The sequence below is a fragment of the Thalassoglobus sp. genome, from assembly GCF_048270125.1.
Lineage (GTDB): Bacteria > Planctomycetota > Planctomycetia > Planctomycetales > Planctomycetaceae > Thalassoglobus.
The window spans coordinates 46,470-73,149 of the sequence record NZ_JBLWTN010000022.1; the positions used below are offsets into that span (position 1 = coordinate 46,470).

At 49.6% G+C, this 26,680-nt stretch carries 16 protein-coding genes; 11 read left to right on the top strand and 5 right to left on the bottom strand.

Going from position 1 to position 26,680, the window contains the following annotated elements; all coding sequences use genetic code 11:
• The first annotated feature begins 123 nt into the window (after positions 1-123).
• From ACN0YR_RS19325 to ACN0YR_RS19340, 4 genes are read left to right on the top strand one after another with little or no spacing between them, the layout of a single operon-like run.
• Entirely contained in the window at positions 124-1,626 is a 1,503-nt protein-coding gene (locus ACN0YR_RS19325) for a hypothetical protein (RefSeq protein ID WP_417850851.1), read from the top strand.
• A 47-nt stretch (positions 1,627-1,673) separates the two neighbouring features.
• A complete protein-coding gene (locus tag ACN0YR_RS19330; RefSeq protein ID WP_417850852.1) occupies positions 1,674-2,423 on the top strand; it encodes an ATP-binding cassette domain-containing protein in 750 nt (249 codons plus the stop codon).
• Positions 2,423-3,931, top strand: a complete 1,509-nt coding sequence (locus ACN0YR_RS19335) for a glycine betaine ABC transporter substrate-binding protein (RefSeq protein WP_417850853.1) — start codon at positions 2,423-2,425, stop codon at positions 3,929-3,931. The genes ACN0YR_RS19330 and ACN0YR_RS19335 overlap by 1 nt, the downstream gene beginning before the upstream one ends.
• Before the next feature lie 50 nt (positions 3,932-3,981).
• On the top strand, positions 3,982-5,709 hold the full coding sequence (locus tag ACN0YR_RS19340; protein ID WP_417850854.1) for a hypothetical protein: 1,728 nt from the start codon (positions 3,982-3,984) through the stop codon (positions 5,707-5,709).
• A gap of 102 nt (positions 5,710-5,811) precedes the next feature.
• On the opposite strand, the gene ACN0YR_RS19345 is transcribed toward ACN0YR_RS19340, so the two are convergent.
• Entirely contained in the window at positions 5,812-6,396 is a 585-nt protein-coding gene (locus ACN0YR_RS19345) for a M50 family metallopeptidase (RefSeq protein ID WP_417850855.1), read from the bottom strand.
• A 266-nt stretch (positions 6,397-6,662) separates the two neighbouring features.
• Between ACN0YR_RS19345 and ACN0YR_RS19350 the strand changes: the two genes are divergently transcribed.
• Entirely contained in the window at positions 6,663-8,090 is a 1,428-nt protein-coding gene (locus ACN0YR_RS19350) for a sulfatase-like hydrolase/transferase (protein ID WP_417850856.1), read from the top strand.
• Positions 8,091-8,273: 183 nt separating this feature from the next.
• A complete protein-coding gene (locus ACN0YR_RS19355; RefSeq protein ID WP_417850857.1) occupies positions 8,274-11,270 on the top strand; it encodes a c-type cytochrome in 2,997 nt (998 codons plus the stop codon).
• A 217-nt stretch (positions 11,271-11,487) separates the two neighbouring features.
• On the opposite strand, the gene ACN0YR_RS19360 is transcribed toward ACN0YR_RS19355, so the two are convergent.
• The 3 genes from ACN0YR_RS19360 to ACN0YR_RS19370 all read right to left on the bottom strand — a co-directional run bounded on the left by ACN0YR_RS19360 (position 11,488) and on the right by ACN0YR_RS19370 (position 14,335).
• Positions 11,488-12,429: a prenyltransferase/squalene oxidase repeat-containing protein gene (locus tag ACN0YR_RS19360; protein ID WP_417850858.1), complete on the bottom strand. Its 942-nt coding sequence runs from the start codon at positions 12,427-12,429 to the stop codon at positions 11,488-11,490.
• A complete protein-coding gene (locus tag ACN0YR_RS19365) occupies positions 12,426-12,917 on the bottom strand; it encodes a VanZ family protein (protein WP_417850859.1) in 492 nt (163 codons plus the stop codon). Before ACN0YR_RS19365 ends, ACN0YR_RS19360 begins: the two co-directional genes overlap by 4 nt.
• A gap of 152 nt (positions 12,918-13,069) precedes the next feature.
• Positions 13,070-14,335 (bottom strand): pyridoxal phosphate-dependent aminotransferase, encoded by a 1,266-nt coding sequence (locus tag ACN0YR_RS19370; RefSeq protein WP_417850860.1) that lies wholly within the window; start codon positions 14,333-14,335, stop codon positions 13,070-13,072.
• 297 nt (positions 14,336-14,632) lie between these two features.
• Here ACN0YR_RS19370 and odhB point away from each other — a divergent pair, with 297 nt between their 5' ends.
• The 5 genes from odhB (at position 14,633) to ACN0YR_RS19395 (ending at position 24,726) form a co-directional block, all read left to right on the top strand.
• The gene (gene odhB / locus ACN0YR_RS19375) at positions 14,633-15,820 is read left to right on the top strand and encodes a 2-oxoglutarate dehydrogenase complex dihydrolipoyllysine-residue succinyltransferase (RefSeq protein WP_417850861.1); all 1,188 of its coding nucleotides are present in this window, start codon (positions 14,633-14,635) and stop codon (positions 15,818-15,820) included.
• A 391-nt stretch (positions 15,821-16,211) separates the two neighbouring features.
• On the top strand, positions 16,212-17,276 hold the full coding sequence (locus ACN0YR_RS19380; protein ID WP_417850862.1) for a suppressor of fused domain protein: 1,065 nt from the start codon (positions 16,212-16,214) through the stop codon (positions 17,274-17,276).
• 522 nt (positions 17,277-17,798) lie between these two features.
• Positions 17,799-22,040, top strand: a complete 4,242-nt coding sequence (locus ACN0YR_RS19385) for a neutral/alkaline non-lysosomal ceramidase N-terminal domain-containing protein (protein ID WP_417850863.1) — start codon at positions 17,799-17,801, stop codon at positions 22,038-22,040.
• Between the two features lie 128 nt (positions 22,041-22,168).
• Positions 22,169-23,650, top strand: coding sequence for a sulfatase (locus tag ACN0YR_RS19390; RefSeq protein ID WP_417850864.1), 1,482 nt, complete (start codon positions 22,169-22,171; stop codon positions 23,648-23,650).
• A gap of 155 nt (positions 23,651-23,805) precedes the next feature.
• Positions 23,806-24,726, top strand: coding sequence for a PIG-L deacetylase family protein (locus ACN0YR_RS19395; protein ID WP_417850865.1), 921 nt, complete (start codon positions 23,806-23,808; stop codon positions 24,724-24,726).
• Positions 24,727-24,885: 159 nt separating this feature from the next.
• On the opposite strand, the gene ACN0YR_RS19400 is transcribed toward ACN0YR_RS19395, so the two are convergent.
• The gene (locus ACN0YR_RS19400; protein ID WP_417850866.1) at positions 24,886-26,526 is read right to left on the bottom strand and encodes a PPC domain-containing protein; all 1,641 of its coding nucleotides are present in this window, start codon (positions 26,524-26,526) and stop codon (positions 24,886-24,888) included.
• Positions 26,527-26,680 lie beyond the last annotated feature (154 nt).

The window sequence follows — 26,680 nt, forward strand, 5'->3', positions numbered from 1 at the left end:
CCGTTCGGTGCCCTTGCCGTAAGTCCACTGACCGTGAGTGCAGTGGGCAAATTTGCTTACCAGTACGGTGAACACTTCCAAGACCTCTCACTTTTATCAACTAACAATTACATCAAATTCACGATGAAAATCCATCAATTTCTTGACCATTACGGCGTCACTGAAAACCCTTACGCTCAGGAAGATGCATCGGCAGATCATATCTTCATGGAGCACTGCCTGTCGGGAACGTATCACTCGGCATGGGACAAAATCTATGGAAACCCCAAAGCACCTGCGACCTCTGTCGTATTTGGTGAACAGGGAAGCGGGAAAACCGCACTCCGTTTACAGATTGTCGGGAATCTCCGCAAGCACAATCAGGAGCACCCCAACGAGCGGGCGTTCATCATCCAGTACGAAGATTTCAATCCGTTTCTAGACTGCTTTCGAGAACGTCTTTCCGGACGTCGACGCAAGCCAGAGAAGGCGATGCAAAGCTGGCAATTGTGGGACCATATGGATGCAATTCTGATCCTGGCAACGACACGCCTGGCAGACATTCTTCGCAATAATGGAACTGACTCCCTTGACCAGTCGCATTCTATTCCACAAGAGAAAATTGATGCTCTCTCGCGTGCACAGAAACGCGACCTCATGTTACTCGCAACATTTTATGACCAAAACCGCGACGATCCTCCTGCGCGTCGATGGAGTTTGCTCAAACGAAAGTTGAGATACACCACGTTCAAATCCCTTTGGGATCGGCTCTTGGGAGTTGGGGTAACGTTGACGGTCATTATCGCCGTCTTCTCGATCTCGGAAACTCCGTGGTCTTCGATGACGTCTCTATGGATTCTGGGAGCGATCTTCGCTGGTTGGGTTCCGTTTTTATGGAAGCAATTGAAAGGATTCTGGACTGGCTGGAGCGTCGTTAAGCAAATTCGAATTGTCGATCACAATCGCTCGACACTTCGCAAACTGTTGACACGCTTCGAGACCGGCGACCTCGCAGGGCAACCGATTCCGTCGCGGCCTCGTGGCGATGATCGCTATGAATTGTTCTCGAAGCTTCAAGGTGTCCTTAACGATTTGGGTTTCACCAGCATTGTAGTACTGGTCGATCGAGTTGATGAACCGCACTTAATCAACGGATCGCCCGAGCGGATGCGAGATTTGATCTGGCCATTGTTTGATAACAAATTCCTCAAACATCCGGGGATCGCGTTCAAACTCCTTTTGCCTTCTGCCGTTGCTGGTTACTTGAATCGCCAGGAAAAAGAATTTTATGAAAAGTCGCGACTCGACAAGCAGAACTTAATTCCATCCCTGAACTGGACCGGTCAAGGGCTTTACGACGTTGCAAATGATCGTCTCAAAGCCTGTGCCAAATTGTCTGAGACGAAACCAACCATTCGAGATCTGTTTGACGATTCCGTCACTGAGCAGGAACTCATTTCAGTCTTTGACAGGCTCAGAGCGCCGCGACATTTGTTTAAATATCTGTATCGACTCCTGGTCGATCACTGCTCGAAATATACCGAAACCTCTCCGGAATGGAAAATTCAGCGTGAGACAATGCAATCAACTCTCGCCGTATTCATGAAGGATCTGGATGCATATGACCAGAAACTCGGGACAGGATAAGCAATTCGATTCAATGAATCGAATTCGCATAACAGTCGGAGAGATTCATGATCAAGCTGGACGGAGTCTCAAAGTCCTACGACGAGAAGCTGGTTCTTCAGCCAACGACTCTGGAGTTTGAGACCGGAAAATCGAATGTCCTCATTGGGACAAGTGGCTGCGGCAAGTCGACTCTGCTGCGCTTGATCATCGGACTGATCGAGCCAACCGAGGGAACGATTGAATTCGCCGGAACGCAACTGTCACGCAAGAATATTGTGCAGATCCGCCACCGCATCGGCTACATGATTCAGGATGGCGGACTGTTCCCTCACCTTAGTGTTCGAGGGAACGTTGAATTGCTGGCGAAGCATTTGGGATGGGAACCTTCCCGTCGGGAAAAAAGGTTTGAAGAGTTGCTGGGCCTTGTCCATTTGGACCCGAAAATTCTCGGAAAGTTTCCCGGACAAATCTCTGGCGGACAACAACAGCGTGTCGCGTTAATGCGGGCCCTTTTTCTTGATCCGGATGTTCTTTTGCTCGACGAACCGATGGGAGCACTCGACCCAATTATTCGCACGAACCTGCAAGAAGAACTCCGCGATATTTTCCGTTCGCTCAAGAAGACGGTCATCCTCGTCACACATGATATCGGCGAGGCAGCCTATCTCGGAGATGTCATCAGCGTCCTGAGTGCGGGAAAGATCCTCCAGTCTGGCTCCTTTGATGAGCTGGTCCAGAATCCAGCGACACCGTTCGTAACAGAGTTCATCCACGCGAACAATCACCCATTGATCGATTCGGATAAGGAGCAGTAATGAAACGCTACCTGATCCTCTTTATTTTTCTGACGAATTCAACGTTCGCAGAGCCTCCCCAAACGTTGACGGTCGGAGCAAAAGCGTTCACCGAATCCGTAACGCTCGCGGAGATCGCCAAAATCCTTGGAGAAGAAGTTGGTGCCCCATTCAATCCTGTTTCAGAGCTTGGGGGAACACGCGTACTTTGGTCGGCATTAAAATCTGGAGAAATCTCAGTCTACCCAGAATACACGGGGACGATTCGAGAAGAACTCTTTCGCGGTGAATCTTTGCCTGATGAAGCAGCGATTCGAAAACGACTTGCTCGCGAGGGAATCAGTATGACTTCTCCGCTCGGTTTCAATAATACTTACGCACTGGGCATGAAGGAGTCGCTTGCTCAGGAATTGAAGATCAAGACAATCTCTGACCTCAACGACCATCCATCTCTCAAGTATGGATTTGGAAATGAATTTATGGATCGCGCAGATGGCTGGCCAAGCCTGAAAGCGAAATACAATCTTAATGCACAAGATACACAGGGGATGGAACATGCGTTGACTTACCGGGGAGTCGATTCAAATGAGATTCAAGTCACCGATGTTTACGCAACGGACCCGAACATCCACAAGTACAATTTACGCGTCTTGAAAGACGATAAATTTCACTTTCCCAAATACGAAGCGGTTTACCTGTATCGAACAGAATTGGAAAAAACGCATCCAAAATTTATCTCTCAACTCAGATCAATGGCCGGAAGGCTGAGTGACCAATCGATGCTCTCATTGAATGAGCAAGTGGAACTCGACCATGATTCAGAGGCAGAAGTCGCTGCAAGGTTTGTTCGAGAATCGTTTCAGCTTGATGTCACTGCCGACAAGAAAACGCTCGCTCAACGTATCTGGGTCACGACGATTGACCACCTCTTTTTGGTTCTAATCTCCTTGTCCGGAGCGATTTTGGTCGGCGTCCCGGCTGGAATCATTTGTGCAAAAACAAAGCTACCGGGTCAGATCATCTTAGGCTTCGCCGAGATCGTGCAAACGATTCCGGGTCTCGCCTTACTTGTTTTCATGGGAGTCCTTTTTGTTCGCCTCGATCTCCCTTCGATCGGTCCGTTCCCAGTGATTGTCGCGTTGTTTCTTTACAGCCTTCTCCCCATCATTCGAAACACACTCGCTGGTCTCAACGAGATCCCGGCATCCCTGCAAGAATCTGCGACGGCACTCGGCCTGAACTGGTTCGCCCGTTTGCGACTTGTCGAACTCCCTCTGGCTGCCCCACTCATTTTAACTGGAATCAAAACGACAGCTGTGATTAATGTTGGCTACGCTGCCTTAGGCGGTTTGATCGGAGCAGGCGGATACGGTCAACCAATCATGACAGGCTTACGCCTTAACAGTGAATCACTCATGCTCGAAGGTGCAATCCCTGCGGCGGGACTTGCCCTGATCGTAAAATGGTTCTTTGAATATGCAGAAAGAATCGTCGTCCCGAAAGGCTTACGACTGAGTTCAACCGACTGAAGCCATATGCTGAGCCACCTTATGGACAATTTCGGATGATGGAAAAAGAAATGATGAGCCGCAAACTTTTCTACATTGTCCTGATGACTTCCATGTTCAATGTTGGCTGTCAGAAGCCTGTCTCTAACACAACTCGAGAGACGGAAGTCGCGACTTCTTCGGATCAGAAAACGGATCGAGATCTCGCAACACAACTTTCAGAATTGTCGACTGCAGACCTGAAGAATCTGCGTGAACTTCTCGATGAGACGTCAGTTTCGGAACCGATCAACGAACATCTTGCTGAGATTGCAGTCAAACTTCGTCAGCTGACACTCTCCGATGCGGATGCACTCGGGACGCGACTTGAAGCACTTGGCGCCACCGATTCCTTCCAGCTCGCACTTTATCCAGTCCAACGACAAGCAGCGGCGCTCGAATCTATTCAACGCGTGCGGGAGCGGCTCGCCGAACAACATTCAGTAGAGATCTCTGTTGCTGGCGGCGTTCGCTTTTCAGACAAAAAATTCCTCTGGTTACACAAACAGACCGGGAGCCAAGTGCGCGAGGTGATCGGTTTGAGCTTCGCTTGCGATCCTTATGACTTGGGGGCTGAGCCGACTGACGTGAGCAATGACGATCTGAAAGTTCTCGAAGACTTGACTGAACTACAATTCCTGAATCTTGAACAGTCGCAAATTCGTGATTCAGGTTTGAAGAATCTTCTGAAGTTGCGGAACCTCGAATACCTGAACCTCAGCAACACTCGCATCACAGACACGGGATTGCGATTCGTGGCGGAACTGCCAAGCCTGACTGAATTGAAGCTCGAGAAAACCGATATTGAAGGTCCTGGGTTAGGGCAACTCTCAAAGTGCCAAAATCTGAAAAAGTTGAACTTCACAGATGAATCAAGTGTGAATGTCAGTTCACTCAGTCAGATTAAATCCCTCACTGATCTCTGGGTTGCCATAGAAGGAGACTTTGAAGTTGAAGACCTTCCAAACTTGAAGGAACTCACCGTTCACTTAAGTGACAGTACAAATCACCCCAAGACCTTCCGTTTGCTTGGCATGCCAAAGCTGGAAGTGGGCATGATCTATATTCGTAATCCTTTGGATGAACGTTTCAGTATCGCGAAGCTTCCAGCATTGAAACAGCTCGATCTTTCCGGTGACTTTGACAGGCTCCCCTTCGATCAACTCGGAGACTTCACAAATCTGCGCGTCCTGTACCTCGGCAGCCGTCAGGAACAAACATTCACTCGAGAAGAGGTTCAGCACATCTCGGGGCTTCATCAACTGGAAGATCTTGCACTGCGTATCAACCTCGAACCGGGATGTCTCCAAGAGCTTCAGGATTTAAAATTGCTGCGATCACTCGAACTTCGCGGGAACGACGTCGTGCAGGAACTCTCGCATCTAGGGAACCTTCCAGACCTGAAAATCCTCACGATATTCGGATCTCAAGGGGCAGGTCAGGGTTTTGAGTCGCTTCAACAAATGCCAAAACTTCAGACGGTATTACTTCGACAGTGTAAGTTCGATTCGGTTCGGTTCACCGATCTCCCGACCTTAAGTCGTCTCGATATTCGAGAATCAGAGACAAGAATTTTTGAGGTCAGCAGCCTTCCTGCACTGGCAGTTCTATATTTTCAAGGAGAGGCCGACTCCCTCTCCTTTCATGATCTGCCCAAGCTCTCCTCATTGGGTTTAAACTTTCATGATTCAGAAAAGAAACGGAAGATTTCCACTGGCGAGTTGCCTGCATTAACAAAACCTCCAGTTAATGTTCGTTAAACAAGGCATGTCCAACATCAACCTGAATTGCTCCTCTCGGACATTGAGAGACTCAGCTTGAGAAAATCCAACAGCGAGGCGAATTGATTTGGTGCGAGGAATTCAAAAGTAGATACACTCCAGCACGACAAGCACAACCAGCAAAGTGAAGACTTCGAGCGGCTCACTGGGAGAGAGTTCTTTCCCTGACTCTCCCATGCCGAACTCTTTGCCGAGTCCATTCCAGAAGAGAAACCCTCCAGGGATGGTCACTGCTCCAAACAAGGCCAACCCCCACAAAGGAACCTGACGCTGCAACAGGTCCCTGGCATCTCCAACGGCTTCGAAGACCGCACTTCCGAGGTACAATCCATTTGCGATCAGGCAGAACCCGACAAGGAATCTGAACAAGTGCGACCGCTTTGGGCTCAGCTTTTTACAAAGCCCCCAAAGCAGGATTGGTAATAGAACTCCAACGATGGGGCCTGCCCAAATAACAATGAGCGGAGCAGGATTCGGATGCACGATTGTGTGGGAAATACTTAGTGGATGCAGATTGAGTTCCACGATTCGACCGCCAGTACACAGAGCACCAAGAATATGACCAAGTTCGTGGAGGGCTTGCATCAAGAGCCAACTCAGGAGCGGCACCGTGGTCCATAGCAGGATACGACGGAAGACTTGCTGACTTCTGCGATCAGTCATCATAAGGTCCGGGCTTCTGATGAAATCGGTCTACGTGAAAATTTTATCTGAAACATAAACTTAACGAGGAAGTCGCCTGAATAAGAGAGAGCATTTTCCGAACTCAAATTCGCGATATGCAATAAGGGTTGATGCGGTGGAACTGGCGCAGCGGAATTGATGAGAATATCACAAGCATACATTGGTGATTTGCGACTTTCTCTGCGAGACGCTTGATTCTCCGATTCGAATCCACGAGAACATCTGTTCATTCATGATGGAGACGACAGATGAAGATGTTCTTAAATCTACTCGCACTGCTACTCACAATTCAGCAACTTGGCTTTGCAGAAGCTCCGCCGAATTTTGTTCTATGCATGTCAGACGATCAAGGTTGGGGAGATGTCGGTTTCAATGGGCATCCTCATTTAATCACTCCGGTCATGGATGAGATGGCAGCGAAAGGGCTTCGGTTTGACCGCTTTCATGCTGCCGCTCCTGTCTGTTCCCCCACAAGAGCCAGCTTTCTGACTGGTCGCCATCCAAACCGGATGGGTGTCTTCTCTTGGGGGCATTCGTTACGCCCACAGGAAGTGACCATTGCGGAGGCTCTCGCACAGGGTGGTTACAGCACGGGGCATTTCGGGAAATGGCATTTAGGCTCTGTGCGAGCCGACAGCCCAGTCAGTCCGGGGCAAAGTGGCTTTGAAGAATGGCTCTCAAGTCCAAATTTCTATGAGAACAGCCCGCTCATGTCACAGCGAGGAAAAGTGGTTGAAACGGACGGCGAGAGTTCCATGGTGACCGTCGAAGCCGCCATTCCGTTCATGGAGCAAGCGATCAAAAAACAAAAGCCGTTTCTCGCAGTGATTTGGTTCGGCAACCCGCATACGCCACATCAGGCCACCGATGAATTGAAAAAACTCTACCCTGGATTAAGTGAAAAAGAGCAAAACTACTACGGCGAAATCACCGGCATTGATCAGGCAATGGGCCACCTTCGCCAAGAACTTGATCGACTCAAAATCCGAGAAAACACCTTCCTGCTCTACACCAGCGACAATGGACCGCAAGGCCGCACAGTTGGGTCGTCCGGCGGATTGCGAGGTGCCAAAGGATCACTTTGGGAAGGAGGAACGCGCGTTCCAGCCATGATCGAATGGCCCAATCGAATCAAGAAGCATCGAGTCGTGAAAACTCCGGGAAACACCAGCGACATCTATCCGACCGTTCTCGAACTGGCGGGTATTGAGTCGCCACATCAGCATCCGCTCGATGGCATCAGTCTGGTCGATGTAATTGATGGCAAACAAACAAAACGCGAAAAACCGATGGCGTTTTGGATCTACACCAGCAAAGGAGTGCGAACTCCCAGCGAAGAGTGGATGCAGGAACTGCAAGCTGAGCAGGCTGGAAAAGCTGAAGCAACCCCCGCTCCTCCGCTCTCTGAGACAGCGCTCGTCAAGAAGAAATACAGACAGGGAGACCCCGGTGGTCATTCAGCTCTGGTCGACGAAGAGTGGAAGTTGCACGCAATTCCGACAAAGAACAATGATTGGAAGTACGAACTCTACAATCTCAACGATGACGAGGCCGAAACGACTGACGTTTCCAAAGAACACAAAGACCTTGTAAAAAGAATGTCCGAAGAATTGTCTGAATGGCGAGACTCTGTCATCGACAGCTTAAATGGAAAAGATTATTCCAATTCAAATTAGAACCAGACTGGAACTTGTGGAATAGCCACTTTTTCCAGAGGTTTCGAACTGATTTTAAATTCGGGGTTTCGACTCAACTTTAAGGTTCTCACCGAAACACAACTTGAAACATCACACCGAACTCGACTCGAAGGAAATAGAATGCGCTGGGCGTTTTGCACATTGTTACTAAGTTGCTGCCTGATGACCTCCTCGATCAACGCTGCAACACCAGAATGGATCTGGGCGGACAAGACACAAGATGGCCAACACATCTGGTTGCGAAAAACCTTCGAATCGCCTGATGCTGTTAAATCCGCGAAGCTGACTGCGACGTGTGACAATCACTTCATCATGTACTTGAACGGCAAGCGCATTCTGGCAGGAGATGAGTGGGCGGAACTTCCTGTCGCAGATCTCTCTAAGCTGCTGAAGCCGGGCAAAAACACATTGGCCGTTGAAGCCTGGAACGAAGGAGGGATCGCAGCATTTCTGAGCCAACTGCGAATCAATGACGCTGGCAAAACGAAAACAATTTCAACCGACACTTCATGGAAAGTCACAACAGAGAAGAGCGACAATTGGAATTCGACCGGGTTCGATGACTCTAACTGGGCGCAGCCAACAACATTTGGTCCCGCTGGTAAACAAGGGCTGCCGTGGAGTCGAGCCGTGAATGCCGATTCTCTTGAATCGGCTCTGTCTGATGGCGACGCATCTCAGTATCAACCCAAAGTTGCAGATGTCACAGTCCCTGAAGGTTTTCAAGTCGAGAGAATCTTCGCTGTCCCTCGATCAATGGGGTCATGGGTCTCACTGACGACTGGACCGAATGGGAAACTGATTGCATCTGACCAGGGTGACAAGGGATTGTTTTTCATAACTCCGGGTGACAAAAACAGGCCAACACAAGTTGAGAAAATCCCTGTCGACCTGTCCGGTGGACAAGGGATGCTGTGGGCGTTTGACTCACTTTACGTGATGGTCAACGGTGGTCCGAAGTCGGGTTTACATCGCGTGACCGATTCAAACAACGACGGCACTCTCGATCATGTGGAACATCTCATGTTCGTTCCCGGTGGCGGAGAACATGGTCCTCACGCAGTGATCCTCTCACCAGATGGGAAGTCCCTTTATGTTTGTGCCGGGAATCACACAAAGCTGCCCGAAGGAGTCGACAAAAGCCGTATCCCGATCAACTGGGACGAAGATCATCTTCTGCCTCGTCGCTGGGATGCCAATGGTCATGCTGCCGGAATTCTGGCCCCCGGAGGGTGGATTTGCAAAATCGATCCTGACGGAAAGAACTGGGAAGTCATCAGCATGGGCTATCGCAACCAATACGATATCGCCTTGAACGCCGACGGCGAGTTGTTCAGCTACGACGCAGACATGGAGTGGGATTTTGGCTCACCCTGGTATCGTCCGACACGTGTCACACATGCCACAAGTGGAAGTGAATTTGGTTGGCGAAGTGGAACAGGGAAATGGCCGACCTACTATGAGGATTCCCTTCCGCCTGTCATCGACATCGGCCCCGGCTCGCCTGTCGGAATCACATTCGGATACGGGACAAAGTTCCCGGCGAAGTACCAAAAAGCACTCTTTATTCTGGATTGGACCTACAGCACAATCTATGCGATTCATCTCACTCCAGACGGATCAAGCTACAAAGCGGTGAAAGAAGATTTCGCGACGGCCTCCCCTTTACAGGTCACCGACACAACCATCGGGAGCGACGGCGCTCTGTACTTCGCAGTCGGTGGACGTGGAACGCAGTCAGCCATGTACCGTGTCACTTACATCGGAGACGCTTCCACACAACCTGTCGATGCGAAGAACTCCGCTGGGCAGGAACAGCGCAACCTGCGTCGGAAGTTAGAGGAATTCCATGGGAAGCCAAATGGTGACCTTGAGTTGATCTTCAAAAACCTCGGAAACGAAGACCGATTTATCCGCTACGCAGCAAGGATTGCACTGGAATGGCAACCACAGGACCAGTGGGCTGCAAAAGTTTTGAACGGTGACGGACTGAATGCGATGGGTCAGATCAATGGATTATTGGCCCTCTGTCGCCAGGGGCAACCTGAGCAATTAGATGCAGTCCTCGAGTCTCTCTCATCGATAGCAATTGACAAAGTGACTCATCGTGAGCAACTAGCGCTCTTGCGGACCTACCAGCTTGCGTTCATCCGCCTTGGCGTTCCCAGCGAGAAGTGGAAATCCAAACTCGTCAATACGTTTGATGCAATCTATCCAAGCCAAAGCGATGAAACAAACGCTGAGCTCGTCCAGTTACTCGTCTATCTCGATTCCCCGACTGTCGTTCAGAAAACACTTGATCTGATGGACAGTCTCGAAGCAGAAGAAGTTCCCGACTGGGGCGAAATCGCAAAGCGACATGCCAGTTACGGAGGAACCGTGAATGCTCTTCTGAATAACATGCCCCCTTTGCGAAAAATTCATTTTGCTTTCGTTTTGAGAAATGCGACAACCGGTTGGACACTCCCTGATCGACGTCGGTATTTTGAATTTTTCTTAAGTGCAGCGAAGCATCCAGGTGGAAACAGTTACGCGAAATTTTTAATGCAAGCGAGGGAGGATGCTTTCGCGAACGTCCCTCAGGATCAACGCCTGATTCTGGATGAGGTTGCCAGTCAAGCACTCATCGCCCCATTGCCGAAGGTTCCAGCCCCCAAGGGTCCGGGAAAGAAATGGACCACTGAATTAACACTTGAAGTGCTCAAAGAACCTTTGAAGAAGAGAAACTACAAACGGGGACGAGAGTTGTTTCACGCGACATCATGTGTGAAATGCCACCGGTACAACGGAGAAGGAGGAGCGATTGGTCCCGACTTGTCCCTGGCTGGCAAGAAATTCCCGCTTCCGGATTTACTCGACAACATCTTCACTCCAAGTAAGGTTATTTCCGATCAGTACGGCTCGCATACTGTTCTGACGACTGATGGCGTTGTCCTCAATGGACGCGTTGTCGAAATCAACGACGAAGTCCACGTCTACTTGACCGATGCCGATGCAACGGTCAAGGTTCTGAAGAAAAACGAAGTCGAAGAGATGCAGGTCTCAAAAACGTCTCAAATGCCCTTGGGATTACTGGATACTTTGAACGAGGAAGAACTCAAAGACCTGATGGCTTACCTTCTGTCCGGTGGAGATCCAAGAGCAAAAGAATATCGTTAGGCACGATTGAAAAAAATGTCCTGACCTGTCTCGTAGAGAAGAGTGATCGATCACGTAAGAACACTCTTCGCGAACATCGGAATTACGATTGTCTTCAAGAGGAAATCGGCATCAGTTAGAGCCTCTTTCGAATTAGTTTGCAGATTCTGCCTCGTGGCGAACAGCATTTTTACGAGAGAAATGCGTTCTTCACGGGCACACGGTAGAGCAAGCTGCTCTAAGAATTGATTTCATTGAGAAGTGCGAGAAGGCCGAGACCGTAGAAGGTGTATTCCACGTCGGCTGCTTCGTCCCATGTGGCAGCTCGGAATCCGCCGGTAGGAAATTCTAATTGCGTTGTTAACCAGTGATGAATTTTTTGGGCATCGACAAGTCTGCCAAGTCTAAGATCCTGACTTGTCAGAATTCCGGTGAAAGTGGAGAGGCTATCGGCGAAGGGAACACGTGAGTTGGCCTGATAGCCACCTTCGTCACTTTTCACCTCTTTGAGAAAAGCTCGAAGATCATCCCGGATTTCGTCATCGACGGCTCCGAACTCTTGAAGAATCGCACAAGCTGCAGCCGTTGGATTTGTGCCGGATCGTCGCATCGGGGCGATCTCAACGAAGCCCCCATCATCGCGCTGTCGATCATAAATGAATTGAACAAGTGCATTGGGACGTTGTTGTGGAATCCCGACAAGCTGATAGGTCAGCATCACAAGAAAAGAATGGTAGGTACTTCCCGAAGCTCCCTCTGGTGATTTTGCATACCCTCCATCTTCCGTCCGGACAGACTCGAGTTGCTCGATGATCTGCTGAGAAAAACCAGCACTCGCCTCTGCGAGCAGATCAATCCCAGACGAGACCTGTAAAGCGAGGGCAGTTGCCAGCCAGTTCATCAAGTCGATGACATTGAGCTTGCTTGTCTCATGCTCTTTTAGAAATTTCGAAATCCCTTCGGCAGTTTGCGACTCCATCCCGCCAAGCATCATTAATCCACGAACAGCGAAGCTTGTGTAATACAAGTCGGAATCACCATCGCGCCCACGGAATCCACCATCAGGCATCTGGAAGCTCAGTAGAAAGTTCCGATGGCGCTCTCGTCGGCTCTCATCGAGAGAATGCAATTGGTCCGCCAGTCGGTTCCCCAAACGGATCAAGTACGGGACATCACTCATCGAGCAAACCCACGTGATTCGCCATTCATTGAAATCGGAACGAAACGATTCAGAATAGGAATCCCTGTCAACCATTTCGGATTGTTCAAATTCCAGATCGCCAACTGCATGAGGCCCATTCCAAGCACGATCCCTAAACAATCGCTGCACCAATCGATGAAATCAGGATGTCGGCCTACTGGCCCCTGCAAGATTTCATCCAGAGCAGCGAAAACCATTAGCAGCGGGATAATGAATCGGTGTGACAGGCGATACGGATCAGGTTTCAGACAGACAATGGCGGTCAGGACAGCTAATCCAAAGTAAGCTCCCAGGTGAAGCGGTTTGTCCCAACCAGATGTCACCGAAGCGATCTGCTTCGGAATTGGAGCGTGTGTCATAATAAACAGGAAGCAGGCGTAACTCAGCCAAACAAAACGAATTCCCCACCGCGAAACCAGTCGAACTGGCAGCGAAAGACTTCGTCGGGAATTGGCAAGAGTCGTCATTGACATCAAATCTTAAGTCTGTTTTGAATCGTTCAGAATTTCAGCTGGCCTTTGGGCTTCTTGAATAAACAAAGGGAAGTTTGCCCAAAGCCTGTCACTGAGAGACTTTGGGCTACCACCTTGCTGCTTTCTGTGCGATCACACTGACCGCCCTATGGTTCCGGGTAGGCGGTTTTCAGTTTGTACTCTGGATTTGCTTCGAGAAAAGCTTCAACCCGATCCGTTCTCCCGAACGCTTCCGGTAAAAACTTGACAGCTTGCTCAAGTCGGTCATTCGGTTCTGCGCAACTAAATCGCAAGAACCCATGTCCAGCATCGCCGAAGCACTCACCGCCCAGACAAGCTACTCCAAAGTTCTCATCTGCACCTTTGAGAAGATAGAGCGCTAAGCCGTGACTGGTGATTTTGAGCTTGTTGCAAATCGGTGCGACGTTCGGAAAGACATAAAAAGTTGCGGTTGGGTCGAGTGTATGGATTCCATCGATTGCGTTCAGCCCGGAAGTGAGCAGTTGCACCTTCTCCTGAAACCGACTCATCTGCTCATCTCGCTCAGAGTGATCCTGTTGCAACGCCTTCGTGCCGGCAATTTGCACAATAGGCGGGGTACAGGAAAGCGTCGTATTGATCATTTTGGCAATTGATGTTGCGATCTTAGCTCCAGTGACCGCAAACCCGAGTCGCCAGCCACTCATGCTGTAAGACTTACTGAATGTATAAGCAGAAACACATTGGTCCATCATCCCAGGCTGTTCGAGCAATGAATGATGACGCCCTTTCCAAACCATGTGGCAATAAGGTTCATCGCTGAAGACTGCGACGTCTTTACCGCGAATCAGATCTGCCAGGGCTTTCAAATCTTCTTCAGTGGCAACTCCACCGGTCGGGTTGTGCGGAGTATTCAGGAAAATTGCACGAGGACTTTTCGCTGTATTGAGAAATTTTTCGACTTCTGCGATGTCCGGCCGAAACTCATTTGCCTGAAGCAAGTTGCTGTACACCGGATTTGCGCCACGACGCAAGATGTTCGGAAGATAGGTTGGGAAATACGGGCTGAAAACCAGCACATCATCGCCGGGGTTCAAAAAAGCTTCACAAAAGAACTGCTCAAAAACCTTGGCTCCGGGACCAACAACGACATTCTCGGCCGCTGCGGGAATCTTGAATTCGTCACTGACGAACTTCGCAGCTGCCGCGCGAAACTCAGGCAGTCCGGGTGAGGGGCAATAATGGGTCTGATTTTCCTGAATTGCCTGAATCCCCGCACTTTTTGCAGAAGAGGTGCTCTCAAATGGACTATCCCCGATTTCCAGTTCGACGACGTCTTTTCCGTCCGCTTTCAACTCTTTGGCGATTGCCAAAACGGTAAAGGCGGTTTCAACAGTCAATGATTTTGCAAATTCGCTGAGTGATGCAGACACGATCGTTGGATCTCTTCTTATTAAGTGGATAGATCAGTAGGATTTGACCTATTCAAACGTCCCTCATGGGCTAGGTCAACCGGTTCAGATGGTGTGACTTAAAAAAAGCGACAAGTCCTTAGATGTTTCAAAATTTTACAGCCCCGAGGATGCCGAGGTGTGGCTCGGGGAGTTATGATTTTAGGAACTGGAGATCTCAGCCATCACGTTGACGCTCACGTGATGCGATTTCGTTATCAACCATCAATGTGACCGTTGCGAGAGACCCTCGCACTATATGTTTCAAGGTAATTTAGAATGGCCATCGAAATTCGAGTTCCGTCTGTCGGGGAATCGATTAGCGAAGTCTTTATCGGCGAGTGGTACGTCAAAGAGGGAGAGTGGGTCGATGTCGACCAAAACCTTGTCGGTCTAGAAACCGACAAAGCCACTTTCGATGTTCCCAGCCCCGAAGCGGGAGTCATTGGTTCCGTAAAGATTGAGGCTGGATCGACTGCGGAAATCGGCGACGTCATCGCCACACTGAATCCCGGCCCCAACCCGAATGGAGATTCTTCCGGAGAACGTAGCACTTCAAAGGCTGAAAGTGCTACGGCGTCAAAGGGGAGTGCTTCACAACAAAGTGCCCAATCCGCCACAACTGGTGGTCACGTGATGCCCTCAGCCGCGCGGGTCGCTGCTGAAAGTCACGTCGATCCCAAAAGTGTCAGCGGAACTGGCCCGGGAGGACGAGTCTTGAAGGAAGACGTCCTGAATCATGTCGGTGGTGCAGACGGTGGTTCCGGTCGCGAAGAACGGCGAGTTCCAATGTCTCCGATGAGGCAGACCATTGCACGAAGACTTGTCAGTGCACAAAAAGACGCAGCTTTACTGACCACATTCAATGAATGTGACATGTCCGCAATCAAAGAGTTGCGTGCTGAGTATCAGGATCAGTTCGTTAAGAAGTATGACATCAAGCTCGGCTTCATGTCGTTTTTCGTCAAAGCCGTCATCGGAGCCTTGAACGAATTCCCAGCCATCGGAGCCCAGGTCGAAGGGACAGACCTGGTCTATCGAAATTATTGTGACGTTGGCGTCGCCATCGGAGCAGGGAAAGGCTTAATCGTTCCAGTGATTCGCAATGCCGAACGCCTTAGTTTCGCTGAAGTTGAGCTCACAATCGCTGACTTCGCCAAACGAGCTCGGGACAACAAAATCACTCTGGAAGAACTCGAAGGGGGAACCTTCACCATCACAAATGGTGGCGTTTACGGTTCTCTACTTTCAACACCCATTGTCAATCCGCCTCAGAGCGGGGTTTTGGGAATGCACGGTATCTTTGACCGCCCCGTTGCTCTCAACGGAGAAGTTGTCATTCGCCCGATGATGTATATCGCCCTGACTTACGATCACCGTGTGGTCGATGGTCGCGAAGCTGTTTCGTTTCTTGTTCGAATTAAAGAAGCGATCGAAGATCCAACTCGACTGCTATTAGAAGTGTGAAGTGAAGAGAGGAAAGCTCGAAGACCGCACAATCATTGACTGAACGACTATTTCACAAAACGAAGGCACCACTTTGATGATCGCCTTGATGCGATCATCAAAGCATGTAGCGTGTTCTGTCTTGTGAGTTGGATGTTTGATGCGGTCCAGAGTAAATCCTGGTTTGACCTTTACGTTCTGACTCGTCGACCTGGGCGATTCAGCACTTGTAGAGCACTCTTCACGGGAACACGGTAGAGCGAACTGCTCTAGAACTAGTCAGGAAATATTTGGAATAGCTACTTTTCTCAACGTTTGAGAGAGCAATTTCAAATTTCACGATCTGCTCTAAAAAAACTTCCATCGCGGAGAGACGGTCGAGTAGAATGTTCGAAGGGACGAGAGGTGCAAAATGTCCGAAGAGTTTGATCCAGAAGCTGACAATGGTGCTCCCGGCTGGGAAGCCATCGACGAAGTTCTTGACGAACTTTACGATAATGCTGAACCGATGCACTGGGGGACGATTCTCCCTTACAATCTTGGCGGCGAAGATCCTCTGTACGGTGTAAGTGTTTACGAGAGCCAGAAACAACAACCGCATCTTCATTATATCACGTACGGATTCTCAGATCTTTACGAGAAGGAAGATGAAGAGTCCGAAGTCAGTGGATACGGCTTCGAGTTGACATTTCGGCTCTCAGCCCCCAAAGGAATTGAACCACCTGTTTGGGTCGTCAACTTTCTTCAAAACCTGGCTCGATATGTCTTTCAATCAGGAAATGGGTTCGGTCCGGGGCATACGATTCCGCTCAACAGTCCCATCTGTCTGGAGTCGGAAACTCAAATTTGCACTGTCATTTTCGTCGAAGATCCTGAACTCGGAACAATTGAGACTCCCAATGGAGAAGTCCAATTCTTGCAAGTTCTAGGGCTGACTGAAAATGAACTCGACGCAACACAATGCTGGAACGCCCTCAGCTTCGCTGAACTGGTTCAGGAATTTAATCCGCTGTTGATTACCGATGTGGATCGCGACAGCTACTTGGAACAACCAAAATTCAAATCGACTGTCAGCGAGTTGACCGCGAAAGAGGGGGCATCAGCGGCGATCATGTGTGCGAATGAGTTTCGTGTCCTTCGTGATCCTGAAACGTCGGATGTCACATTGGTTTTAGGAGCCATCGTCGCTCCGTCTCTGGGAAAAAGGTTGCGCGGTCGCCTTCCATTTGGACGAGAGTTTCAACTGGTCGGCGAAGAAGATTCCATCCTGTTTCGACCTGCCGATCAGTATCAACTGACAATGCAGGACCATGTCTCAGAATTTGAGTTCACGAATTCACAGGTCGAAGTAATTTCGAAACAAATGCAGTCTAACTCCGGAACATGGAAGCTCGAGGACCCGCCAGGATTCACGCTTGTCATCGAACCGACCGAAATCAAAGACAACGATGGCAATGTCACTGACGTTCTTGGTTGAAAGATGCTCTACCTAGTGTCGGTAAAAAGTCATTCGATGAGACAGCTCTTAAGCATTACTACGACGAACCTTCTATCGCAAATCGAATATCGGTCTCGATGTTCTCCCTCGTGGCGGACAGGCTATGAAGCCATACTAGAGCATCTTTCGAATTGATTTGCAGGTTCTGCCTCGTGGCGAACAGCATTTTTACCAGGGAAATGCGTTCTTCACGGGCGCACGGTAGAGCAAACTGCTCTAACGGAGTTCATGCGGAAAACTGCTTGCTGATCAACAGCCATTAAAACAACTCCTAGCCTCTCCGTTAGAATTGCACTTCAAGCATTTTAACTCTCCAGTAGCCCGACTCTCCGGCTGAAATCAGCATGGCGCGAAATTCTAAACGGATTGATGACAGAGTACTCCGTTTGTTGAAATCGCTTTCCCGTCGCCGGTCTTTGGAGGAAATTTACTTTCGTTGCTGACTGGACGATTCCATATTGATTCGACACGATGTGTTAGAATTAATAAGGAGTTGAATTCATGCGAATTGTTACGATCACTGCGTTATCACTTTGTGCTATTTTTTTCTCACAGACATCCTCAGCAGCTGACTTTGTATTTGGGTTTTCGAAGGTCGAAGTGACACCTTCAACACCGGTTCGACTTTCTGGGTACGGAAATCGAGACAAGCCGTACGACGGAATCGACGAGCCACTCTTCGCTCGCGGCATGGCGATGACTGCCAATGGCAAAGAGGGGCTGCACATTCTGGTCTCCGTCGACACGATCGGCTTTCCTGGTGAGTTGACCAAGGAGATTCATGCTGCCGTCAAATCGAAGCACAACATCCCTCGTAGCCGCTTCGTGATCTGCTGCACTCACTCTCATACCGCTCCTCACATCGGGCATGGGCTCACGAATCTCTTCACGACTCCGCTTACCGAACTCGAATCGGCAGCGACACAAGCGTACACATCGTACGTGCGTGATCAAGTAGTCAAAGCTGTTGACCAGGCGATTCAAGCTTTAAGCCCGGGCAAAATTTCAATCGACACCGGCACTGCCACTTTCGCAAGAAATCGACGTGTCATTAAAGATGGAACCTGGACCGGGTTTGGCGAAAATCCAAATGGACCAGTTGATCACTCACTTCCTGTGCTCCGCATCACAGATATCGAGGGAAACAAAACACGCGGACTGATCTTCAATTACGCCTGTCATTGCACCACATTCGGCGGCGACTACAACCGCGTCAATGGTGACTGGGCCGGATACGCGACCAAGTCTCTGGAAGCAGCGAACGATGGTGCAATCGCACTTTGTACAATTGGCTGCGGAGCCGATGCGAATCCCGAACGCAATCCCGAGCATGCTTTCGAAATTGCTCAGCGGCAAGGAGAAGAAATCTCCGACGAGGTTTCCCGACTGGTAAAAGAGAAGACTGGTTTCACAGAGGTCAACGCGACGCCAACTTCATCGTTCGGCTTTGCTGGTCTTCCGATTGACCGCCCGAGTGACGCCCAACTGAAAGAGAATCTCAAAAATTCACGTCCTCAGGTTCGGCGGCATGCCGAAGTGATGATCGACACAAAAAAACGAATGGGACGTCTTCCCGAAACTTATCCGATGCCGATTCAAGTGTGGCGATTCGGAAATGAGTTCGCGATGGTATTCCTTGGAGGAGAAGTTTGCGTTGAGTATACGACACGCATCAAGAAAGAACTGCCGACTCTTGTTGAGGGGCTGACGCCTGACAACGTTTGGGTCACTGCTTACGCAAACGACGTCTTTGGGTATGTCACCCCGGAGAGAATGCGTTCTGAAGGTGGGTACGAAGTCGATTTTTCAATGATCTACTACCTGCAACCAGGTCGCTGGTCGGCGGGAACAGAGGATGTCATCCTGCGGCGTGTAAAAGAACTGTTCAACTCGAAAAGCCTTGACGTACCAACACCTGTCTCGGATGCGTTGAAAACATTCACTCTTCCAAACGGTTATGTCATTGAAGAGGTCGCATCTGAACCTCTCATTCGTGACCCTATCAATTTTGCGGTCGATGCGCGGGGGCGATTATGGGTTGTTGAAATGGGAGACTATCCGCGAGGTAATCCCGCCGAAGACCTCTCGAAAATCGAACGGCATGAACCTTGGGATGGTCCGCCAGCGGGTCGAATCAAAGTCTTAATCGACAGCAATCAGGACGGTCAATACGACGAAGCAAAAATCTTCCTCGATGGGCTCTCCTTCCCCACCGGGGTCTTTCCCTGGAAAGATGGTGTCTTCATCAGCGGAGCACCAAACATCATTTTTGCTAGAGATACTGATGGCGACCTGAAAAGCGACGAACAGGAAGTCTTCTTCACAGGATTCGAAAAAGCAAACCCTCAACACCGCATCGGCGGGTTCGAATATGGACTCGACGGCTGGCTGTATCTGTCCGCCGGCACAAACAACAAAGAGATTCAATGTTTACGAACGGGTGAGACGGTCAACGTCTCCGGACGCGACTGCCGCTTCGATCCTGTCTCAGGGAAGCTTGAAGCAATCAGTGGGAGCAGTCAATACGGCCGCAGCCGGGATGATTTCGGGAACTGGTTTGGGAATTCGAATAGCGAGCCATTGTTCCAGTTCGTAATTGAAGACCGAGATTTGAGCCGAAACCCGCATCTTCCATCACCATCGCCAAAACATCACCTCACGAATCCTCGCTTCGCTCCGCAAGTTTATCCAACGAGTCGAACACTCGATCGTTTTAACGATCTGTTTGCACTGGACCGCTTCACGTCTGCTTGTAGCCCAACAGTGTTCAGAAACGACAGCTTAGGCTCAGACATCGATGGGACAGTCCTCATCTGTGAGCCTGTTCACAATCTCGTCAGCCGAGTCGTCGTTGACCATTCAACAATCAAGTTCTCCGGGCAACGTGCAAAGTCTGAACAGAAATCGGAATTCCTAGCCTCCTCAGACAACTGGTTTCGTCCGACCCGACTAATGACAGCTCCCGACAATACGCTGTGGGTCTGCGACATGTATCGCCAGGTGATCGAGCACCCAGAATGGATTCCGGAAGCCTGGCAAGCCAAACTCGATTTATACGCCGGCTACAACCGAGGCCGCATTTATCGCGTCTATCACAAAGACTCTCCCCCCACTCGAATCGAGGATCTGTCCAAACTGAAAACACCGGAATTGGTCGGACTATTAAAAAGTTCAAACGGCTGGATGCGCGATCGAGCCCAGCAACTTATTCTTGAGCGTGACATCTCCGAAGTCGACACTCTCACAAAATCGTTGCTGCAACTCATCAATGAAAGCCAGGACAGCAGGACTCTCATTCAGGCAGCTTACACTTATGCCCTGCTCTCGAAGACAAACCCGGCAATCCTGAAGAATTACCAGTCCGAAGATGTCGACGTCGTGATCAGCGCGATTCGACTCTGGGGCGTGGAAACGAACTCGAATGAAAAGTGGCAACCGTCGACACTCTCCGACCACCCCAACGAACGAATTCGCTTTGAGCTAGCACTCGCTGCAGGAAACGCCAAGGATGATGTCCGTGCGATAGTCCTGCGAAAAGTGATTCAAAGCAGTTCCGACAATCCCTGGATACGAACAGCCATCTTGTCCTCTGCAAATGGAGTTGCAGACCGCCTGCTGATTGGTGCCATTGAAGACAAAATCACCAGCCCAGACCTACTCAATGGGTTACTGACGACACTACTGGGAAGCTCATCCATCAAAGGCATGGAGCAACTGGGCGAGTCAATGACCTCCATCAAAGATCCTCAATTAAGACGACAGTTACTACTGACTGCAATCAGTTATCTTGAGAGAAACAAAGTCTCATTTGAAGAATTGAGTAAAAGCTTTGAAGAGCGGACGAATCGAATTTTTTCGCAAATCCTCAATGACTCGGTCGCTGCGCTGAAGTCCCAAAGTCTTCCTCAGGAAGAGATTCCGGGGGCCATTCGTCTGGCAGCTTACTCCAACAGTCCACTCTCGGGTGAAGATCTGCTGGCATACCTCAGTGCGACTCAATCGCCCGAAGTAAATACCGCAGTGATCGAATCGATTGTGAATTTGAATGAAAGCCTGAAGCTTCTTCAGCAAATGAAAAAGCAAACACCAGCCGTTCAATCTGAAATCCAGGCCATTTTGCTCACCAGCCCGACAACAACCAACCAACTGCTTGAAGCTCTTGAACAGAATGTCATCTTAACGAACGACATGAACGCCGCGACAGCGGACGCATTGAAAAACCATCGTAACAAAGAGGTGCAAGACCGCTTCGCCAAGCTGACCGCTTCTCATGGAATGACATCGACGCGGTTGGAACTGGTGACAGCTTATAACAGTGCGCTTTCGTTAAAAGGCGACATTGAGAATGGGAAGAAGCAGTTCACTAAAACGTGTAGCACCTGCCACCGGCACAACGAAATTGGAAACGACTTTGGTCCCAAGTTGTCTTCACTCCTCAAGAAATCTGATGAGTATATCCTGACATCAATCATCGATCCCAACGCCGCAGCTGAATCCAAGTATCGTGGATACTCCATTGTGACCCATAATGGAAAAGTTTATAGCGGGCTGATTCTTGAAGAGACTGCGACGAGTCTGAAGTTGATTCGACCTGATGGCAAATCAGAAACGATTCTTCGTTCAGAAATCGAAGAAATGGTCAATACAGGGCGGTCATTCATGCCCGAAGGCTTAGAGAAGGACCTCAAGCCACAAGACATTGCAGACATCATTTCTTTTCTACGTTCAGGGCCAACGCCCTGAATGAAGTGAATGTCAATGGAATTGTTTTGTTCAGAACTGGTCTTCAAACTTGAATTTGCTCTCTCAAACGTTGAGAAAAGCGGCTATCCCAATGGTGTTCGGACTGGTTCTCATTACAGGAAATTGAAATGCTTCGAATCATTTTAAGTCTCTCGCTTTTTGCGGGACTCTTTGCAGAGACTCTCTCAGCAGAAGAACCGAAACCGAATATTCTTTGGATTGTCGGCGAAAATTTTGCCCTCGACCTGGGGTGTTACGGACAGAAGAACGTCGAAACTCCGAATCTGGACGGTCTCGCAAAACGAGGAGTGAGATACACAAACGTCTTCTCAACTTCGCCGGTTTGCGCTCCAAGTCGTTCGGCATTCATGGTCGGGATGTATCAGACGACGACCGATACCCATAATATGCGTTCGCATCGCGACGATGACTTCCGACTCCCGGAAGGAGTCCGTCCGCTGACGCACCGTTTGCAGGATGCTGGGTATCGAACTGCGAATATCACCACAATCGGTGAGAAAACGGTTGGAACAGGCAAGCTCGATCTGAATTTCGCAAACGAAGGCCCGATCTATCAGACGGAAGACTGGGAAGAACTCAAAAACAATCAACCATTCTTTGCTCAAATCAATACGCCGGAAGCGGAATACGATATTTACGATCGAATGTCTGCGGAAAAGCCGCGCGTGAAATGGGTCGGCGAAGAATGGCATCCCCAGATCGCCACGGAAAAGAACGTCACCCCTCCACCGTACTATCCTGACCACCCCCTCGTCAGAAAAGAATGGGCTCGCTACCTGAACTCCGTTTCCGGAATGGATGTTCGCGTCGGCTGGATTTTAGACCGGCTCAAAAAGGATGGGGTCGATAAGAACACAATCGTTATTTTCTTTGGAGACAACGGACGTTTGGAGCCACGTGGAATACACTGGTGTTTCGATTCCGGCTTACATGTCCCAATGATCATTTACTGGCCAGAAACACTCGCTCCTCCGAAAGATTTCAAGCCGGGCAGCGTGAACGATCAGCCGATCAGCCTTCTTGATATCACCGCGACAACCTTGGCGATGGCAGGAATTGAACGCCCTATTGGAATGCAAAGCCAAGTCTTCATCGGCCCGAACCGGGCTCCTGCACGTAAGTACGTTTTTGCAGCTCGCGATCGTATCGATGAGACAGTGATCCGACAGCGATCCGTGCATGATGGTCGCTATCACTACATTCGAAACTTCACTCCCGGAGCAGGCTTTGCGACGTTGAATCGCTACAAAGAAAAATGCTTTCCCATCAAACCATTGATGCGAGAGCTCAATGCGTCAGGGAAACTGGTGGGACCGCCTGCTAAACTCATGGAGCCGTTTCCTCAAGAAATGCTCTTTGACCTGCTCAATGATCCAGATGAAATCAACGACATCGCGGGGAACCCATCTTCGTCCGAAATTTTGCAACGGATGAGAGCTGCCCTCGATACGTGGATGATTGAAACCAATGATCGTGGGAGAATTCTAGAACCGATAGAAGTCGTTCATCCATTTGTAAAAGAAATGCACGATTGGTTCGGGACACCTGAGAATTTGAAAGAGATTCACCAGTCTCCAAAATTTGATTGACCGGTCATCAAGAATTTCCAATGACTGATCCATTGACTGATGCGCCCACAAAATTTGGTTTCACGAAATCATAGACTGCTCATCACGAGGCAGCACTTTAAGTTCAAGATTCAATTTGCTTTAAACATTCATCACTCAAGAAAAGTGGAAAAACAATGATTGTTCGTCAGATTTTATCGACAGCCTTCTTGCTGATTGTGACCTCAAATGTACTACTGGCACAAGACGCCCAAAACAAAGATGACGGAAAACTTCGCATCATTTGTTTTGGGGCACATCCCGATGATGCTGAGTACAAAAGTGGCGGAGCCGCAGCTTTATGGGCAGAGTTGGGGCATCATGTGAAACTCGTCTCGGTAACGAATGGAGATATCGGCCATTGGCAAATGGCAGGCGGGACACTCGCAAAGCGACGCACTGCAGAGTCCGCACTTGTCGCCAAACGACTTGGTGTGGCGTCCGAAGTGTTGGATATCCACGATGGCGAGCTCATGCCAACTTTGGAAAACCGTCGTACAATTGTTCGCCTGATCCGTGACTGGAACGCAGACATCGTCATAGCTCATCGACCTTGGGATTATCATCCCGATCACCGTTACACCGGGGTTCTGGTCCAAGATGCCGCATTCATGGTCACCGTCCCATATTTTTGTCCTGATACTCCGCCGCTGAAGAAAAACCCGCTCTTCTTGTACTCCAGCGATCGATTCAAAAGACCATACCCATTCAAAGCAGATATCGCAGTTTCAATCGACCCTGTGTTTGAAAAGAAAGTCGATGCCCTCACTGCACTGGAGTCGCAGGTTTTTGAAGGAGGAGCACTCGGCAACGAAGAAAAAGTCCGCGATATTCCTCCGGCATCCGAGCCTGAACTACGTCGAGAATGGCTCAAGGGACACTGGCAGCGCCGTGCAGGGGGAGAAGCCAATACTTATCGTGACGCACTGATTGAATGGTACGGTGAAGAGGCCGGCAAGGCAGTCAAATACGCGGAAGCGTTCGAAATTTGCGAATACGGCCGACAGCCCAGCCATGAAGAGATTCTGGAACTGTTCCCTTTCCTACCAAAGAAGTAATCCAGGCATGTAATGAGAAGTTCTGAGGCTCGGGGTCACCACCCCGAGCTGATCTTCGAACTCAATCGCATAAATGGGTCACCAAGAAGATTTCACCACTCAAGTTTCCGTCGTCTGTCAGCGGAGATTCGACTACTGAATTCGGTGATACTCAAGTAATTATTTATCTTTTTCGGCCGGTTTCTCTTCCGGTTTCGCAGGAATCGTCAGCCAGAGATCCGAGGTCGTGAGCGGTGTCACTTGAAGTGGGCTCGTCGCAATGACCTCGGTTTTTTCATCACCAAAGTTGCCAACGATTTCAATCGGACCTTGAAAGCCAGCTGCGTTTGTCACATCGATTTTCAAAGTCACTTTCTTGGCTGAATCCCCTTTTGCTTCGGACTTCACGGCCTCAGCGGTCGCACCTTCCGGGAGATTCTTGACCGAAACAAGGAGCTCCTTGTCGAATCCGTGTAAGCGATTGATCGCCACTGGAATTTCAATCGGCTTGTCACGTTTGGCTTCAAAATGATCGACAGTGACAGTCAAATCGGCTCCTGGAGTATTGAGTTCGGCCGTCAGCAAATAGACGTAGCGAAATCCTGCGTGATTGAATCTGTCGCTGACTTCAAGCTGAAACTCTCCATCGGCTGGAACTTTCCAATTATCGTTAATGTCCTGATCACTCCGGCTGACATCGTCAAATTCTTTGAGCACTTTGCCTTGGCTGTCTCGAATTTTTAATACTGGGTCGAGATGAGAACCAATCGCGCGAGCCTGAACTCGAAGTTGAAGCGAATCCCCCTTCTTACCAGTGAAACGAAAGACATCGAGTTCTTCTGGTTTCTCGATCACGCCACTCACCGCAAAAGGAATGGTTTGCACAGCTTTGACTGCATCCGCTTCAGTAGAAGGATTCTGTTTTGCGATACGCTGATGAATTTGATGAAACTCTGAAGCCGTTCCAGATTCAAGCTGCTTCGGATCTGCTTTGTCCAGATTCCACCCAAGAGGCTTACCTGACGTGACAGTCCGCGCTGTGATAAACGGTCCGGAGGTGAGAGTCAGACGATAGTGATAAGTGGCACCACCAGCAAAATTGATTGTACTGTTTGGAGTCGCGGGAAAGCAGAAAATCCGAACCAGAAACGTTCCCTGATGAGGAGCTTGAAAAGCGATCAACGAATCATTTCCATGATCGTCATCGTTCTGTTCAATGACATATCCATCTGCGTCCAAAATTTGCAACACGGAATCCATAGGTGATTCAAATGCTGCATGGGCATCAACAGAAGCAACCAGAGTTTCTCCATCGGCTAACGTCACGGCGAAAGTGTCGACTTCCCCTCCCCTGTGTAGAACACCGTTTATCAGGATGGGAAGCGACTCGATCTTTTCAGCTTCCGTCGCTGAGTTGTTCGGTTCTTTCTCAGTTATCTCTGGGAGAACTCCAACCAGGATAGGAAGTTGAGAAGTTGCTCCTTCGGCATTATGGAAACGCAACCAATGCAAGCCCGGTTGAGCATCCGCAGAAGCGGTGAGTGTTAACTGATCTCCCTTTTCAGAGAGCTTGAACTCACCGAGTGCATCGCTCGACGCCACAACTGAAACTGGCTGAGTCCCCGGTTTCCCAGTCAGTTTGAACTCAGCAGTTGAACCTCGCTGCAGACCGGGAGGAAAGATCGATGTTATTGCAGGCGCTTCAGCAGCAACCTCAGGAGCTGCAAAAAACGCCATTGCAAGTAAACCGAGCAACGGACGGCAGAACGTTACAACTTTACTGTTCAACCGCAGCTGAACAGGAAGAGAGCAGAATTTCATCTCAACGCCTTGTGAGTTGACGCGAACGAAGCAGTGAGGAGTCACCAATCAAGGCTCCTCCCACGCTAACAAGCCATGAATGCACAATCGAGCAAAACGCTCTTCGCGAACACAAAGTCACACGAAAACATTCTAGAACGGGTCTCAAAACTTT